Origin of the sequence: uncultured Marinobacter sp., assembly GCF_947259545.1 — a bacterium.
Lineage (GTDB): Bacteria > Pseudomonadota > Gammaproteobacteria > Pseudomonadales > Oleiphilaceae > Marinobacter.
This window is the reverse complement of record NZ_CAMYMK010000008.1, coordinates 465740-482689: the sequence shown is the minus strand read 5'-3', so window position 1 is coordinate 482689 and position 16950 is coordinate 465740. Positions and strand designations below refer to the sequence as shown.

Genomic DNA, 16950 nt, shown 5'->3' with positions numbered 1-16950 from the left:
ATTTCGTTTTGTTGATGCCACATCAGGGCGTTATTGAAGGTTCTTGCCACGAGCGTCGGTGAACTTAACGCCACCCTCGCCAACAAGGAGAAGGTTGGTTCCCGAAATAGGAACAACTCCCATAAGACTCTCCCGGTCGTCGCGGAAATATGGGCGGAAGGTTTCACCACCGTCAGTGCTCAGCAGAACAGCGCCGCCGTTGCCAACGAGGGTGATACGCCCGTCGTCCGCGACCATACCGCTATTCAGCGTTGCCCCCGCCTCATTGGGGATCATTTCCCAGGACTGGCCCAGGTCCGTTGAACGCATCTTGTTGCCACGGAGGCCGAATGCCAGCATTTCATTGGGCTCACCGGTACCGACAGCGCCAAAAAGTGACCCTGAATAAGGGCTTTCTCTACGCTCCCAGGTATCTCCACCATCAACGGAAACGTGAATATGTCCAGCCTCACCGACCACCACCAGGGCGCCGCCAGTTACCTGGGTAATGCCGTTGAGGTGGAAACTTTGCGGGTTATCAATGTGCATGGACCAGTCGGCCCAGGTATCGCCACCATCGGTGGTGCGCAAAATCATGCCATAGGCACCCACAACAAAGCCGTGATTCTCGTTTTCAAACCAGACGTCCAGCAATGGATTCACCGGTCCAACGTCGAGGTCCGCCTCAAGGTTGCCCAATGTAAAGAGCACATCATCAAGCGCCCACTCGAGATCGGCTTTCTCTTCTTCCGGCGCTTCTTCGATCTGCTGTTCAAGCTCGGCAATCTGCTCCTCTTTGGTTTCAATCGCCAGCTTTGCCGCTTCGATACCAGTTAATTGGAGTTCCCAGGTTTCACCGGCGTCACCGGAGTGCAGCACCACCCCACTGTGACCAACGGCCCAGCCATGTTGCTCTGTGCCGAAATCAATACCGGTCATGGTGACGGACACGGGGACTTGCGCCTGCTCCCAGCCCTGCCCTTCGTCATCCGAGTAAATAATATGGCCCCGCTCACCCGTTGCTACGATCCGGTCCCCCGCTTTGGTCACATCATTAAGCAGTGACTGCGGAGCCAGATCGGTTGGCCGTGAGGGAGTTTCGATGATATCTGCAAGCGCAAACACCGAGGGAGCGGACAGTGCCATGGATACTCCAAGACAAGCCGCACCCAGAGTCTTGCACATCAACCTTGTAGCCATTCAGATTGCCTATTTGTGTTGTTTGAACTGTGTCTCTGTGATGCCGTATTCCGGCCCTTGCCATAAACATACCGGCAACCTTGCGGTTACCGGTATGTGGGTTCGCCAACTACCGCGGCGAGGACTCGAGTTCCCGGGCGTACGCCCTCAGCGCACACTCCGCCGACGTAACGACGACGGGGAGAAGTAACGCAAGTTGGGAACCTCGTCCGAAAAGGTCCGTGTATTCGATTCTTCCGTATCCAGCCCCAGCACGTGATAACGACGTGCCTGAAGGTCGTGGTATACATCCAACACTGTCCACACGCCCGGAAGCTCATAATAGTTCTTAGGAAGGCCCATTGTGACACGCCAGAGCGCTCCCCGCCCGTCGTACTGATCCACCAGAACGATGTTCCAGCTGTCTTCATCAATATAGAAACGACGTTTTGCGTAGATGTGGCGCTCACCGTCCTTCAGGTTTGCCTCCACAACATGGACACGGTGAAGCTCCCAGCGGGTCAGGTCCGGATTAATGTGAGAAACACCCAGAATTTCAGAGTAAGGCGTGCCCTTTTCACCAATGCGGTAATTATTGTAGGGAATGTATATTTCCCGCATGCCTTCGTAATTCCAGTTATACCGATCCAGGGCCCCGTTGAAGATATCGGTATCATCGGCAGTACGAAGGTTGTCGGCTGCCGCAATTGGAGAATCGTAACCCAGGTTCGGGGCCCGGCGTACACGACGCTGGCCGGCATTATATCCCCAGCCATTGCGAGGATTGATAATCTGGTTCAGGGTTTCGTGGATAAGGATGGCACCACCGGCCAGACGGGGCGGAGACTGGGTAAACGAGAGGTAGTAGAAAATCACGTTATCCAGCTCTTCTTCACTGCCTTCCGGGTTGTAAAAATTAAAGAAGGCCTCCTGCTGGGAGGTAACGAGGGAATAGTCGCCATCGGTGTGAACCGCCACCTCACTGGATCGACGAGTGACACTGACGCCCCGCCACCGGGTCAGGTGGTTCCAGATCGCCTGCCACGCCTTTTCCTCATTATTGCCGTGCAAAATGGGGAACGGATAGCCGCCAAATGCGCCGTCAAGCCCCTCGCCCTCGCCGACGATCTCCGCGTTCACCGCATTTTCTTTGGTGTTCTCTGCAACCCAGTCAGGAACGGCATGACTACGGCGAGTCTTGTAAACCGGAATCCGGAAGGTGGAGGGATAGGCCTCCAGCATCGCCTTTAAACCGTCAGTAAGGTGCTCGCTGTATTGATCCATGTTGGACGGGTTGATTGTGAACAGCACTTCGTCATCCGGAAACGGATTGATGTGATGCTGGCCACTGCCCTCATACCCCTCCGGTGGTGTGGTCAGACCGCCGTCCCAGGCCGGAATTGTCCCAGCGTCATTCCCCGCTTTGAGGGAGCCAAAGGGTGTCAGGTCCTGCCCCAGCCGTGCAGCCTCACTGGGTGAGACTGCGGCCACAGCTGGCACAGAAGCCACGGAAAGCGCAAACATGCTGCCGAGGAAAAAGTTTTTGTTATAGATCATTTGAAACCTTACTTCCGTCTGGAAGCCCTTGGACGGGCTTTTTATTGTCGTTTCGCGGTCTATCGACTAGTCAACAGATTAGACCATTGGCTAACATTGTCTATCGACCGAAAGTGCGATTTTAGTATTCACGCGGTATTCTCAACCCGCAAGACTCTTATGAACAACCTCATACACATCCCGTGACAGCCCTTCCTTGTCGCGAATTTGCTCAAGAGCGACCTTCATTTGGTCACCATGGACGGGCGCAAACTTCTTCCACCGGGTCAACGGCGTCACCAGGCGTGCCGCAATCTGCGGATTGCTGTCATCCAGCCGTGATACCTGGTCCGCCAGGAAACGATACCCGGAACCGTCCGCTGCGTGGAATGCCGCCAGATTCTGACCGGCAAACACGCCGATGACCGAACGCACTTTGTTGGGATTTTTCCAGTCGAATGCCTCGTGAGACATCAACTGACGGACCTGATCAAGGCTTCCGGTCGATGGGCTTGAAGACTGCACCGAGAACCATTGCTCTACCACCTGAGGATCGCCGGAGAACTGTTGATAGAAGGTCTCAAGGGCCTGTTCACGGTCCGCCACAAAACCGGAGTTCACAAGCGCTCTCAGGGCACCAAGGCGATCGGTCATGTTATACGCTTCCCGGAACTGGCTTACCGCCAGATCCCTGCCCTCTTTATCATCGATGTGGAGCAACCAGGCCAGTGCTGTATTTCGCAGGCTACGACCGGCAATGGCTTCCGGTGTCAGTTCATACGCACCCGTTGTGACGATACGGAGGTAGCACGCCAACAGATCTTCCCTGAGGGAAACCGCAAGATGCGTGAGCACCCTCTCCCGTGCCTGGTGAATAGCCTGCACATCGGGACTATCTGCCAATTCAATCAGATAGGCTTCCGACGGCAACTGCAACATCTTGGCCACCAGAGCCTGGTCCAGAGAGGTATCCGACATCAGATGACGATAGGCAGCCACCAGCCTGGGCTCAATCTCCGCATCGTCCGGAGCATCCACCAGTGATGAAATCACGTCTACCGCCAGCCTCTGCCCTGCATCCCAGCGGTTGAACCCGTCGGAATCGTGGCTCATCAGGAACTCTAGCTGCTCCCTTGTCCAGGGGTAAGCCACACGTACGGGAGCAGAGAACTGCCTCAGCAATGAGGGAACCGGCTGCTCACGGACGTCATTGAACTCGAACGTGTGGCTCGCCTCGGTCAGTTCCAGCACCCGCTCGGTAGGCGCATCATCGTCACCGTCGGCCATCTTCAGTGGAATATCGTTTCCGCTGCTGTCAAGCAGCCCCAGCGCAAAGGGGATGTGCTGGGGCTGCTTGTCTTGCTGGCCGGGTGTATCGGGAATGCTCTGCTCAACCGTCAGATGATAAATACCGGTCTGTTCATCGTAACTGTCGCTGATGTTGAGTACCGGGGTGCCAGCCTGCTCATACCAGAGACGGAATTGAGAGAGGTCACGACCGCTGGCGTCTTCCATGGCTTTGACAAAATCATCCGTGGTGACTGCCTGCCCATCATGACGCTCGAAATAGAGATCACTGCCTTTGCGGAACAAATCGGGGCTCAGCAGGGTGTGAATCATCCGGACTACTTCCGCCCCTTTTTCATAAATGGTCAGGGTGTAGAAGTTGGAAATTTCCATGTACGACGCCGGGCGCACCGGGTGGGCCATGGGACCGCCGTCCTCGGCGAACTGTGCCGTTCTCAGCAGGGTGACGTCCTCGATGCGCTTGACTGTGGGTGAGCCCATGTCGGAGGAAAACTGCGAATCCCGGAAGACCGTAAAGCCTTCCTTGAGACTGAGTTGAAACCAGTCACGGCAGGTGACGCGATTCCCGGACCAATTGTGGAAATACTCATGGGCCACAATCGCCTCGATACGCTGGAACGCCAGGTCGGTGGCAGTTTCCTGGCTGGCGAGAACACAGGAGGAGTTAAAGATGTTCAGGCCCTTGTTCTCCATCGCCCCCATATTGAAATCATCGACGGCAACGATCATGAAGATATCCAGGTCGTATTCCCGGCCGTAGACTTCTTCATCCCAGCGCATCGAGCGCTTGAGTGAATCCATCGCGTGCTCGCATTTCTCTGAGTTGCGCGGCTCCACGTACATCCGCAGGTCAATATTGCGACCAGACAGGGTGGTGAAGGTGTCACGCTTCTCAACGAGATCTCCAGCCACCAGTGCGAACAGGTAACAGGGCTTCGGGAACGGATCCTCCCAGGTGACAAAGTGTCGGCCATCCGCCAGATCACCCCGTTCAACATCGTTACCGTTGGACAGCAGGATCGGATAGGAAGACTTGTCTGCCTCTATCCGCGTACGGAAACGCGACATCACGTCTGGCCGGTCCGGGAAGAAAGTAATACAGCGGAAGCCCTCTGCCTCACACTGGGTACAAAACATCCCCGATGACTTGTACAGACCCTCCAGGCGGGTGTTGTTCTGCGGCTCTATCCAGGTGACCGCCTTAAGCTCGAATGCATCGGGCACCTCGGCAACCACCAGCTTGTCACCGAGATCCTCGTATTGCCCGATTTCCAGGATAGCGCCATCGAGAGCCACCGATTCGAGTTTCAGGCTGTCACCATCCAGCTCAAGAGCACCCCGATTGTCGAACGCCTCCGGATTCCGGCGCAAGGATAGTGTGCTATGAACACGGGCACCGTCTTCATAAAGCTCAAACCTGAGATCCACGTGATCCACCAGAAAATCCGGTACACGGTAGTCTTTCAGGTAAATGGTCTTTGGCTGACTGGTACGCATGGGTTGTCTCCAGAAATTCGTTTCTGTCGGCACGGGTTAACGGTACCGATGCAATGTGTCTCTCGAGCGGATTCAGGTTTTGGGAAATACCCGGAAGCGGACATCATAACCGGTGTATTTACGAATATTGATCACCCCGGTATCGAGCATCAGGTACTGCCCCTTGATGCCCTGGAGTGTCCCTTCCGCCGAAGGTTGCTTATCCAGATTATGGGTTTTGATCTTCTGCGGCCAGACCTCGACCGGGTAACTCAGCCCCAGTCCCTGCTCATCCACCACCTGTAACGCATCTTCCCCGTGGTCCGCTTTCAGCTGCTCAAGGTCATCGGCGATCAATGCCAGTAGCCTGTCACGTTCGGCAGACAGGTCCATCTCGGGTACATCGCCTTTGAGCATGGCACGCCAGTTAGTCCGGTCAGATACATGCTGCTTACAGGCCACTTCAACAAATCCGGCCAGCTGACGGGTAGCCACACGCACCATCGGGATTGCCTCAACCGCGCCCTGGTCGATCCACCGCGTTGGCACCTGGGATGCCCTGGTAATTCCGACCTTCAGGCCCGATGAGTTTGCCAGATACACCACGTGTTCCACCATACAATGAGTCTCACCCCACTCCGGCTCGCGACACGTTCCCTCGTAGTAATGACATTTCTCAGGGCTCATGATGCAGCTGTCGCAAGCCGCGAGCTTACGGAAACAGGGGTAGCAATAGCCCTGACCGAAACTCTTTTTTGTGACGCGGTCACAGTGAATACAACGGATAATCCCATCATAGTCTATCTGTACCGGATACCCGATCGTGTCGTTCAGGGGAATCCGCGTATCTCCAACCTGAATCACATAGTCAACCGGCTGTCCGGCTTCTGCCGGCATCTTCCGGAGCCGGCCACTGACATCCACCAATGCCTTCAAGACTTGACCTCGACAAACTGTGAAGGATCCACATCACCAGAATCGGACGCCTGTTTCACCGACGGATCACAGGCGGTGCCTGCCTTGCTCCCGCGATCCAGGTAACCGACTCGTTCGGTCTCGGGAATACCGTGCAGGTTCTCGTAGTATATTACCGCGCCCAGACAGATCTCGCGCTGTTCCGGCGTTAGCTTGCGGCCATCCGGCCACTTACCCAGCTCAATGGAGCGACGCAGGTTCTGGTAAACCGTTGGATCCAGCCGCTCAATCAGCTCTTCGTATGTCATGGTCTTCTCCTGCAAAACACGTCCAATAAAAATAGTTGCACCGGGTTGACAGACGCAAATGATAATGATTATTATTACATCACCAAATGACGAAGGTCGTATTCATTTGGTCTCTCTCATCAGGAGCAAAAAGCTCTTTTAATGCCCCGCCTTTTGGCGGGGCTTTTTTATGCTCGCACCGCCCGTACGGGCAAAACCACCGCCAAGGCAATACCGGCAATAAAACCACCAAGGTGCGCCTCGTTGGCCATCCGGCCTAACCCCAGCACTTCCGGTAACGGCGTGAACCCGATGACCATCCACACCACTGCGAACGTGACCAATGCCGGAGGAAACTGGAATCTGGGCACACGCCGCTGGCTTAACCAGCAGTACCCGAGAATGCCGTACACCACACCGGACAAGCCGCCAAACAGGGGGCCAGACACGAAATACTGCAGGCCGTTGGACACCAGGCTGGTAAACACAAACAGAGTCACCAGCCTCGCCTTGCCATCAAACCACTCGATCTGGCTGCCCAGAAACCAGAGCATAACCGAGTTGAAAATAATGTGGGTCCAGCTGAAATGCAGAAAATCGGGTGAGATGAGGCGCCAGACCTGACCACTAGTCAGGGTTTCCCTTAAGGCGTACACCCTTGATGACAGGGTATTCCAGTCAAACTGCTGCGGATCAACCATCATCAACAAGGTGGCAAACTGGTTACGCCCCATCCCGGTGAACCAGGCCATCAGTAACGCGAGGACAATGACGCCCAACACCAGCGGCGCATGTCCAGGGGATGGCTGCCAGCGCCCACCACTGTGCACCGGAGACTGGCTGATGGAATTCACGGCATTCCGCAACTCGGGCTCAGACAGGAAACGCTCCAGAGCCCGCAACACCGGTTCGGTATGATCGGGGTTCTCCAGCCACAGCACCTGGAATTCACCCTCTTCAGTAATCCGGTGTCCGACCCCTTGCTCACTCAACCAGCGACTGAACCCCGCCAGGTTGACACTGGTATCAATCTGTTTAACCCGATACACGAACTACCTCGCCACACTGTCTTCGCTGGTTGGGTAATCCGGCTGCTCCGGCCGGTCCACATCCACCCAGACGAATTTGTCTTTTGACAAGGTACGTTCGCCATCCATCCGGTAGGCCACCAATTTACCGTATTTCACGGCACTGTAATCAATACAGGCAACATTGGACTTCAGCGGAGCGGGACTGCCGTCCATCCAGTAATGGCCCACAAATACCGGAGGCTCACTCAGCGGGTAGGAAATCAACTGGCGGCGCTCATCATCAGTCAGCTCCATCCGCGCGACGTCCCGAGGCAGCGGATCCGGCTGAAAGACGACATCAGCATAGGTCTGTGGATTATCAGCCCAGAACTTGGTGCGGAAGAATTCACGCACGTAACCATCCTTGCCGGTGATCTTGACGCCCTCCGGCAATCGCAGGTCGGTTCCCCGCAGCAAGGTGTCCATCACCTGCCCGGCAAAGGACTCAATCGCCGATGAGGCATGGAGAAAGTCCTCATCAATGCAGGCTCCTCCCTGGGCGTGCTTGAATTTTTCGATCAGCTCACCATCCCAGCACGCGTGCACCACACGGAATCCTTCTTCCTCAATAAACAATGGAATGGTGTAAAACCATTCGAGGAATTCGTTCCACTCATGGGGATACGGCTCAAACTGTTCCAGAGTTTCCCGGATCAGGCGATCATGGCGGGCGTTGTGCTCTCGCAACCATTGCTTACCGCTGCCGGGCCGGGCCCGGGTGCAATAGCCCAGGGCATTGTACTCGTGGTTTCCCATCACGATACGGGCTGAACCATGGTCCACCATGTCCCGAACCAGGTGCAATGCCTCACGAATTCGCGGGCCCCGATCAATTATGTCACCGATGAAAATGGCCTGTCGGCGCGGATGCTCATAGATACCATTCACTTTGCGGTAACCCATCTGCTCCAGCAGATGGATCAACGTGTGGGCACACCCATGTATATCGCCGATGATATCGTAACCACGGTTCGCGGTTTTTATCTGTCCTGACATGCTCAACTCGCTGCAATCTCACTGGCCCAGCCCAGCTTACCGCGGCATGTGGCGTAAAAGTTGTGATCCGTAGGATGAATAAGACGGATCTTGAACGGCTTTTTGGTGATGCGGATGATGTCACCGGGAGCGCAGGCAATGTTCATCTGCCCATCGAAACTGATCTGGGGATAGGTTTCGTTAGTTTCACCGATAACCAGTTTGATCTCACTCTTGCCATCCACCACGATCGGCCGGCTACTCAGGGTATGCGGAAACATGGGTACTAGTACAATGGCATCCAGCTTGGGATGCATGATTGGTCCACCTGCGGATAACGAATACGCGGTCGACCCCGTGGGAGTAGCCACGATAAGGCCATCCGAGCGCTGGCTATATACGAAATGTCCGTCAATAAACAGGTCGAAACCAATCATTCGGGTGGACTTGCCCGGATGCAGCACCACGTCATTCAACGCGGTTCCGAATCCCAGCGGCTGGCCGTTGCGCTCCACATTACCATCCAGCAGGAAGCGGGTTTCCTCAATGTACTCGCCCTGAAGCACCTTGCCCAGGCGCTCCTCAAGGTCTGAGGGAGAGATATCAGTCAGAAACCCCAGGCGACCACGGTTGACGCCAAGCAGCGGAATCTTCGATTTGGCCAGTTCCCGTGCGGCGCCAAGCAGGCTGCCATCACCACCAACCACGATCACCAGGTCACAGATCTCTCCCAATAACTTCTTACTGGCCACTTGCAGGCCATGGCCGGGGAGCATGCTGGCCGTATCTTCCTCGATAATGACATGGTAGTGATTATTCACCAGGTACTGTTTCAGCTGGCGCAGGGATTCCACCACCTTGACGCTGCCCATGCGGCCAATAACGCCGATATTCCTGAATTGATCCATGTAACTTCCTGCGGTGTCGGAATGGAGCCGGGCCAGTATCAGAACAAGGCCCGGTGTCGTTCTGGGGACAGTTTAACGAAAGTTACACCGATACTGAAAAAAGAGTCGGTTCAAAGTGGAGATCCGCTCAAGCTGAAACCGACTCACGGTGCTTCTCGCAACGATCATCCGCCCCTGCCCGGAAATCTGCCGGCTGGCTAACCCGCATAACAGGTTCGCCACAGGCGTTACCATCGTCATCTTTATGCAGGCACACCGGGTTCTCATAATGCTCAAGCCACTCCCGATAGGCCGGCTCGTTCAGACCGCAACGTTCCGCCGCATAGGCCACCGGGTTATTGAAATAGGACTCAATGTCGTCATAGGGAAGGGTAATGTGGCCGACACCGGCATGGTAAGCCACCAGGAAGACCGATTGGCGCTGCAGATGCTCCATCACCGAATTTTCCGGTGGTTCCCGGTGTCGCAGTTCGTGATTTTCCTGCTCAAGCGCAACCAGTTTCTGGTCCCGCAACTCCAGCTCTCGCTGCTTACGATCCAGTTGTTCCCGGAGCAACACCAGTTCTGCATCGGAATTGGCACCCTTTCGGACGTCCTGCTCCTCCCCCTGGGCTATCTGCTCCTGCATGGTGAGATATTGCTCGTTGCGCTCCGCCAGTCGCGTCTTGAGCTGCTCATTGCTCAGTCGCTGGCGCTCATACTTCTGCTCAAGCGCTGACATTTCACTGCGCAAAGCCTGCATTTCCAGGCGATGTTCGCGCTGGATGTCTGACAACGAATCCCGATGGACGCTCTGCAGGGTCTTGATGCGAAGCCGCTGCTCCCGGATCAACTGGGCGAGTCTGGCACGATCACCAGTGTCCGACGGCGCCTCCGAAGGCTTCGACTCCGCCGCCAGCACCGGAATATCCTCTTCCCGGGACGGTTCGATTTTGCGGAACTTGAGGGTGTTGGCTTCCACAGCCTTTCGAATCGACTGGAAATGATTGCTTCCAGGCGTCATATCCGGGTCCCAGAGTTCCTCGGCAAACGACGGATCCGGACACTGGCTACGGCACACCAGGCGGATCGGGCCGGCGCCCAGATCCGGCCCTTTTGCACCTTCCAGGGCTAATTTCTCAATGGGCACATTCCAGTGGCTGTCAGCACGCCCTTCCTCATCAAAGTAGATGCGGAAGAAAACCAGCGACCGCACCTGCAGATCCCCACCGAGATCCACCAGCACCGCCTTTACATCCGTTTCCGCCAGGTCGGAAAGACCGACATAGCCATCAAGGAAAGCACCAAACTCCGTCGCACGCATTTGTCGCGACACATTGCTGCCATCCATAAAAAACACCGCCGAATAACCATCGCTCGCCTGGTCGGCAGATACCATTGTTGACTCCCCGCTATTCTGAAACCCGACATCAACCCACGAACACCCCGCAGGTATTCCACATGTCATTGAAGCCGGCACTCTCACCCCGAAGCACTCTGGCTCGGGGCAAGATCTGAAAATCTGACAGACTTCTGAAGGATAGTCTAGCCAGACTGGCGACGGGGAACAGCGAAAAACTGAAACGTTTTGTGATCAGGAGCCTGTGATCAAACCCTAGATCTCCGCCGCCAAGCGACTGCCCTGGTCGATTGCACGCTTGGCGTCCAGCTCCGCTGCGACGTCAGCACCACCAATCAGGTGCACCGGAAGCCCGGCAGCTTCGAGTCCCTGCTGCAGCTCACGCAAGGGTTCCTGACCGGCACAGAGGATGATGGTATCCACTGGCAACAGCTTGTCTTCGCCCTGCTCGGCCCCCTTGGGAGTGACGGTAATGTGCAAGCCCTCATCATCAATCTTGCGATAGGTCACTCCCGGCACCATCTGGACCTGGCGGTTTTTCAGAGAGGTACGGTGGATCCAGCCTGTGGTTTTGCCCAGGTTCTTACCCACTTTGGAGACCTTGCGCTGAAGCAGATAGACTTCCCGCGCCGGTTCGGGGACTTCAGGCTGCATACCCTGGATGCCCCCCCGGTGCTCAACACTGAGATCCACACCCCACTCCCGCATGAAGTGCTCAGAGTCCAGTGCGGCGGACGTCCCCTTGTGAACAATGAATTCGGACACGTCAAAGCCGATACCACCGGCACCGATCACCGCCACTTTCTGGCCTACCGGCTTGCGTTCAAGCAGCGCATCCAGGTAGCCAATCACCTTGGGATGATCTACGCCTTCGATCTCAGGCGTGCGCGGCTCTACACCGGTTGCCAGGACCACGTCATCAAAACCACCGGCCTTGAGCGCGTCCACATCAACTCGGGTATTCAGGCGAACCTCCACACCATGCTTGTCCAGCATGACACGGAAATAACGCAGGGTTTCGTAGAACTCCTCCTTGCCGGGGATACGCTTGGCGACATTGAACTGGCCGCCAACTTCACTCCCCGCATCGAACAGGGTGACTTTGTGCCCGCGCTCCGCAGCCACTGTCGCAAACGCCAGGCCTGCCGGGCCGGCACCGACCACGGCGATGGATTTCGGAGACGCCGTCTTCACGTAGCTGAGCTCGGTTTCATGACAGGCCCTGGGATTCACCAGGCAGGATGTCAGTTTGCCGCTGAAGGTGTGATCCAGACAGGCCTGGTTGCAACCAATACAGGTATTGATCTCATCCGCGCGATCCTCCGCGGCTTTTTGTACCAGATCCGCATCGGCAAGGAATGGACGCGCCATGGACACCATATCCGCATCCCCTTCCGCCAGGATCTTCTCCGCCACATCCGGCATGTTGATGCGGTTGGTGGTCACCAGCGGAACCGACACCTCGTCTTTCAGACGCGCCGTGACCTTGGTGAATGCGCCGCGGGGAACCGACGTGGCAATGGTCGGTACACGGGCCTCATGCCAGCCGATCCCAGTATTGATAATGGTCGCACCGGCTTTCTCGATTTCCTTCGCCAGATGAACCACCTCATCCCAGGTGCTGCCGTCCTCAATCAGGTCAAGCATCGACAGGCGATAGATCAGAATAAACTCATCACCTACCCGCTCACGAACGCGGCGCACAATTTCAATGGGCAACCGGATGCGGTTTTCGTAACTGCCGCCCCAGCGATCCGTGCGATGGTTGGTGTGGGAGACAATGAACTGGTTAATGAAATAACCCTCTGAGCCCATGATTTCCACGCCATCGTAGCCGGCACGCTGCGCCAGTGCGGCACAATCCACGTAATCCTGGATCTGCTTCTCGATACCGGCCTCATCAAGCTCCTTCGGCTTGAAAGGGTTGATCGGCGCCTGAATCGCAGAGGGTGCCACCAGCGTCGGTGCATAGGCATAACGCCCCGCGTGCAGAATCTGCATACAGATTTTGCCGTCCGCTTCGTGGACTGCCTGGGTAATCACCTTGTGCCGGTCGGATTCATCGTCGGTACTCATTTTGGCCGCATGCTGGAACACACCGCCCTCCTCGTTCGGCGCGATACCACCGGTAACGATCAGGCCAGCTCCACCCCGGGCACGCTCTGCGTAAAAGGCGGCCAGGCGATCAAAACCGTGCTTCGCCTCTTCCAGGCCCGTGTGCATGGAACCCATCAGCGTACGGTTGCGCAAACGGGTAAAGCCCAGATCCAGAGGCTCCAGAAGATTCGGGTATTTCTGCACGCCAGGGGTCGCTGCTGCGGTCATATTCTCTCTCCTCAGGTATTTTCCGGGCTGATCGAAAACCACCGCCAGCCCTGTTCATGAGGCTAAACTACCGATGCACCTTGCAATGAACAATATCCCTGAACTACATTTTGATATCTTTTGAAAACATTTGTGGTAAGGCCATCATGGAAACGACATCCGCCCGACGCCGTAACTCACTGGGCGATATCAGCGTCCTCTACGTTTCGGTCCTGATGCGATCCATTGCCGCCGAGGGAAAAAATCCGGCCCCGCTGATGGCGCGATTCCGGCTCAACGACGAGACCCTGGCGTCCCCGGATGCCCGCATCAGCATTCCCCGCTTCATGCGCCTGGGGCAAGCAGCTATTGAACTGACCGGCCAACCGGCCATTGGTTTGACCATGGGCAGCCTGAGCCGGCCGGTTGATGCCGGTATCGCCGGACTGGCTGGCCAATGTGCCGCCACCACCGGGGAGGCGTTGACCACCCTGATCCGCTACAGCCTGCTGACCAGCCACAATAGTCGGGGCGCCTCCCATACCAGTCACCATGGGCAACAGGCACACTTTTACTCCATACGCCCCTACAATGTATTCAACTTCTTTGTCGTGGATTCAGTGCTTGCTGCCTGGACCCAGTTCGTACGGACGGTCAGCGGCCAGCAGGAGGTTCTTGAGCGGGTATCTATCGAATACCCATCGATTGGCCTGGATGAACAGTTTGAAGCGTGGTTTGGCTGTCCGGTCCACTTCGGCGCCGGGAGCAACGGTATCACCCTCGCCCCGGATATACCTCTGCTCCCATCAAAAGCGGCACAGAGCGCGGTTCATGCTGCCCTGGTACGACAATGCGAAGACGCGTTACGGAAAATACGCCACGGCTGGACCACGGGAGACAAAGTCAGGGACCTGCTAACCCCATTACTGCAGGGGGAAACTCCGTCACTGGAAACCATCGCAACCCGCCTGGGAACAACCCCCTGGACGCTGCAACGGCAACTGGCGGAAGAACGGACGGGGTTTAGGGAACTGCTGGATCAAACACGGAAGGATCTGGCGACCGACTATATCCGGGAAACCAGGACATCCCTGGCGGAGATTGCCTGGCTACTGGGCTTTGCCAACCCTGCTGCGTTTCACAAAGCCTACAAACGCTGGTTTGGCATCAGCCCGGGCGAACACCGCAAGCGGTTCTACGAGGAACAGAAAGCAAAAGGGATACGCTGAGCAGACGTCTCAGGGATTGCAGACAACAACAAAAAGTAGGATTAAATCAGGGAAGGAAAATGGCGGAGCGGACGGGACTCGAACCCGCGACCCCCGGCGTGACAGGCCGGTATTCTAACCAGCTGAACTACCGCTCCGCGTTGGCTACCACCTTCAGAACTGAACACCATTTTCTCTTTTGAGATCAGGTTGTTCCGCTCACCACAATCAGGGGCCTGACTGCTTGGTGACAACGAGGGCGCATTATAAAGAGCCCCCCGTTTATGTCAACGATTTTTTCTAAAAAACTTTCCAAATGATAAATGCCTTACATGGCATCAATCATCGCATCCTTGCCCTGCGCGGTTTTGCGGTACTCGATCGGCGTCATACCCGACCAGCGCTTGAACGCACGGTAAAAGGTACTGGGCTCGGAAAAGCCGGTCAGGTAGACAATCTCATCTATCGATTCGTCCGTGGTTGCGAGCAACTGACGCGCCAGCCGGTAACGGAAATCCGCCAGCACCTGGTTAAAGCTGGTCTCGGCCTCGGTAAGCCTGGTTCTGAGCGTTCTGGGCTTTATGCCCAGCCGTTCAGCAACGGCATCCAGTGTCACCTCACCGCTATCCAGAAGCTCCGCCACAATACGCTCAACCTGACCGACAATGTCTTTCTTCTCCAGGCGAGCTACCTGTTCGCTGGCAAAACGCTCATGGAGATCCAGCAGTTCCGGCTCAGCATGGGGAGAGGCATGGGAAAGCATCTCGACCGGGAAATAAAGCCGATTTTCTTCTGCGCCGAAAACCACCTCACAACCGAGAATTTCCTCGGCATGCTCCAGACCGTGATCACGCTGATGCTCGAATTCAATACGTGACGGCTTGAACTCTCCATCAGTGATCGACTGGAAAAAGATAATCAGCCCCTGAACAAAACACTCGTTGAAATGCCGGAGACGGCTGATCTCTTCAGAGGCGGCGTCCAGCACCATGCAGGCGTTATCGCCTTCGATGAAAAAGTCGGTGTTGGCGGCGTCACTCAACAGGCGCTGATAGTTTTGCGCGCGGCGCAGGCCTTCACCAAATGTTGGACTGCTCAAAAAGAGATACTCAAGCACCTGCCCCTTGTAGGCGGGCAACAGCTGCCCAAGGTGCAAACCGATGTCAGGATCACCGGAGACGTCCTCCACTGCCTGCCAAAAATACACCTGTGCGCTGTGGGGAGTTCTTAACTGCTCGGTGTAAACGTATTTTTCATCCACACCCAACCGGCTGAATATTGCATCTGTATCGATACCCTTCCGTTTCATCGCCTCATAGATCAGGCGTAACATCACTCCTGCGTCACGAAGTTCCTGCATAACATCCCGCTTTATAGTTGTGTTTGGAAACCGCCTTGGCCCATCGGACAACCTCCCATGGGAACCAAGTCAATGTCGAATCCAGCCGGGTTTGCCAGACTTTGCTACCTTGGTCTTATATTAGAGCATATCAGGCCAGACACGCACAGTTGTACCAGATTGTTTACACATCTCACCCTTTTGGTCACCAATAAGCTTCTAACTTTTTCAAAATGTTGGAGATTTCTCAATATGTCCGATGTGTCTATTTACCACAGCCATCCCCCTTCACTCTGGTCACTGTATGGCAAGGCCATACTGCCCAAGGGCCAGACATCCAATGGTGACCCGAAAATTCCTGGCCTCAGCGTCAGTCTGGTTGGCGTCAGTACGGCCAACGATAACCTGAAACGCTACCAAAAGGTATGCGGTTTTTCGCGGCAAACCCACGCCCCGATCACCTGGCCCCATATACTGGCGTTCCCGCTCCACCTCAAGCTCCTGACAGAAAAAGCCTTTCCACTGCCACTGCTGGGGCTGGTGCACCTGCGCAACACCATCACCCAACACAGACCCATCGGCATTGGTGAAACACTGGATATCGATGTTCGACTTGATGGACAAACGCAGGGGACCAAAGGGCTGGAATTTGATCTGGTCACTGAGGCCCGCTCGGCAGGAAAACTGGTGTGGGAAGAAGTCAGTACCAACCTTTTCCGCCAACCCCAACAAGGTGACAAGGGCAAGCCCGGAAAACCGCCAGAGCTGGAGCGCTACCCCAACACCCTGAGCATCAATGCGCCTGAGTCCATCGGCCGTCAGTACGCCAAGGTATCCGGGGATCGTAACCCGATCCACCTGCATGCGCTAACCGCCAAGGCGTTCGGATTTCCACGGGCCATCGCCCACGGTATGTGGAGTAAAGCGCAGGTGCTGGCATTGCTTGAGCAGCAAGCCGGCTGGAAACATGAGGCAGTATCGGTTTCCTGCCAATTCAAGAAACCGCTCTTTTTGCCGGGCACCGCCCAGCTCAACTGGCAAACCGGAGAAGGAAACTGGGACTACCAGTTGCTGAACGCAAAGGGCGACGCCCCTCACCTCACCGGGAATATCACCTGGGGCTAGGC

At 55.9% G+C, this 16950-nt stretch carries 13 protein-coding genes and 1 tRNA gene; 2 read left to right on the top strand and 12 right to left on the bottom strand.

All coding sequences use genetic code 11. The features are described 5' to 3' along the window. Positions 1 to 30 precede the first annotated feature (30 nt). The 10 genes from Q0Y21_RS13890 to Q0Y21_RS13845 all read right to left on the bottom strand — a co-directional run bounded on the left by Q0Y21_RS13890 (position 31) and on the right by Q0Y21_RS13845 (position 13297). Complete coding sequence (locus tag Q0Y21_RS13890) at positions 31 to 1125, bottom strand: YCF48-related protein (protein ID WP_297796646.1); 1095 nt, start codon at positions 1123 to 1125, stop codon at positions 31 to 33. A gap of 201 nt (positions 1126 to 1326) precedes the next feature. Beyond that, positions 1327 to 2715: a DUF1329 domain-containing protein gene (locus tag Q0Y21_RS13885; RefSeq protein WP_297796644.1), complete on the bottom strand. Its 1389-nt coding sequence runs from the start codon at positions 2713 to 2715 to the stop codon at positions 1327 to 1329. Positions 2716 to 2856: 141 nt separating this feature from the next. Further along, positions 2857 to 5499 (bottom strand): aminopeptidase N, encoded by a 2643-nt coding sequence (pepN, locus tag Q0Y21_RS13880; RefSeq protein WP_297796641.1) that lies wholly within the window; start codon positions 5497 to 5499, stop codon positions 2857 to 2859. Positions 5500 to 5571: 72 nt separating this feature from the next. Then, entirely contained in the window at positions 5572 to 6414 is an 843-nt protein-coding gene (locus Q0Y21_RS13875) for a DUF2797 domain-containing protein (protein WP_297796638.1), read from the bottom strand. After that, positions 6411 to 6701, bottom strand: a complete 291-nt coding sequence (locus Q0Y21_RS13870; RefSeq protein WP_297796635.1) for a DUF1315 family protein — start codon at positions 6699 to 6701, stop codon at positions 6411 to 6413. Before Q0Y21_RS13870 ends, Q0Y21_RS13875 begins: the two co-directional genes overlap by 4 nt. Positions 6702 to 6868: 167 nt before the next feature. Next, entirely contained in the window at positions 6869 to 7729 is an 861-nt protein-coding gene (locus Q0Y21_RS13865; RefSeq protein ID WP_297796632.1) for a rhomboid family intramembrane serine protease, read from the bottom strand. A gap of 3 nt (positions 7730 to 7732) precedes the next feature. Beyond that, the gene (locus tag Q0Y21_RS13860) at positions 7733 to 8746 is read right to left on the bottom strand and encodes a metallophosphoesterase (RefSeq protein ID WP_297796630.1); all 1014 of its coding nucleotides are present in this window, start codon (positions 8744 to 8746) and stop codon (positions 7733 to 7735) included. 2 nt (positions 8747 to 8748) lie between these two features. Beyond that, a complete protein-coding gene (locus tag Q0Y21_RS13855; RefSeq protein ID WP_127331485.1) occupies positions 8749 to 9633 on the bottom strand; it encodes an NAD(+) kinase in 885 nt (294 codons plus the stop codon). A 127-nt stretch (positions 9634 to 9760) separates the two neighbouring features. Continuing rightward, on the bottom strand, positions 9761 to 11011 hold the full coding sequence (locus Q0Y21_RS13850) for a DNA repair protein (protein WP_297796626.1): 1251 nt from the start codon (positions 11009 to 11011) through the stop codon (positions 9761 to 9763). 216 nt (positions 11012 to 11227) lie between these two features. Beyond that, complete coding sequence (locus Q0Y21_RS13845) at positions 11228 to 13297, bottom strand: NADPH-dependent 2,4-dienoyl-CoA reductase (RefSeq protein WP_297796622.1); 2070 nt, start codon at positions 13295 to 13297, stop codon at positions 11228 to 11230. 146 nt (positions 13298 to 13443) lie between these two features. Between Q0Y21_RS13845 and Q0Y21_RS13840 the strand changes: the two genes are divergently transcribed. Beyond that, the gene (locus Q0Y21_RS13840) at positions 13444 to 14505 is read left to right on the top strand and encodes an AraC family transcriptional regulator (RefSeq protein WP_297796620.1); all 1062 of its coding nucleotides are present in this window, start codon (positions 13444 to 13446) and stop codon (positions 14503 to 14505) included. 60 nt (positions 14506 to 14565) lie between these two features. Here the strand turns inward: Q0Y21_RS13840 and Q0Y21_RS13835 are convergent. Both Q0Y21_RS13835 and Q0Y21_RS13830 read right to left on the bottom strand, forming a co-directional pair. Further along, positions 14566 to 14642, bottom strand: a tRNA-Asp gene (locus Q0Y21_RS13835). Positions 14643 to 14812: 170 nt separating this feature from the next. Beyond that, a complete protein-coding gene (locus Q0Y21_RS13830; RefSeq protein WP_297796617.1) occupies positions 14813 to 15844 on the bottom strand; it encodes an AraC family transcriptional regulator in 1032 nt (343 codons plus the stop codon). Positions 15845 to 16075: 231 nt separating this feature from the next. On the opposite strand from Q0Y21_RS13830, the gene Q0Y21_RS13825 reads away from it, so the two are divergent. After that, complete coding sequence (locus tag Q0Y21_RS13825) at positions 16076 to 16948, top strand: MaoC/PaaZ C-terminal domain-containing protein (RefSeq protein ID WP_297796614.1); 873 nt, start codon at positions 16076 to 16078, stop codon at positions 16946 to 16948. The last annotated feature ends 2 nt before the right edge of the window (positions 16949 to 16950 follow it).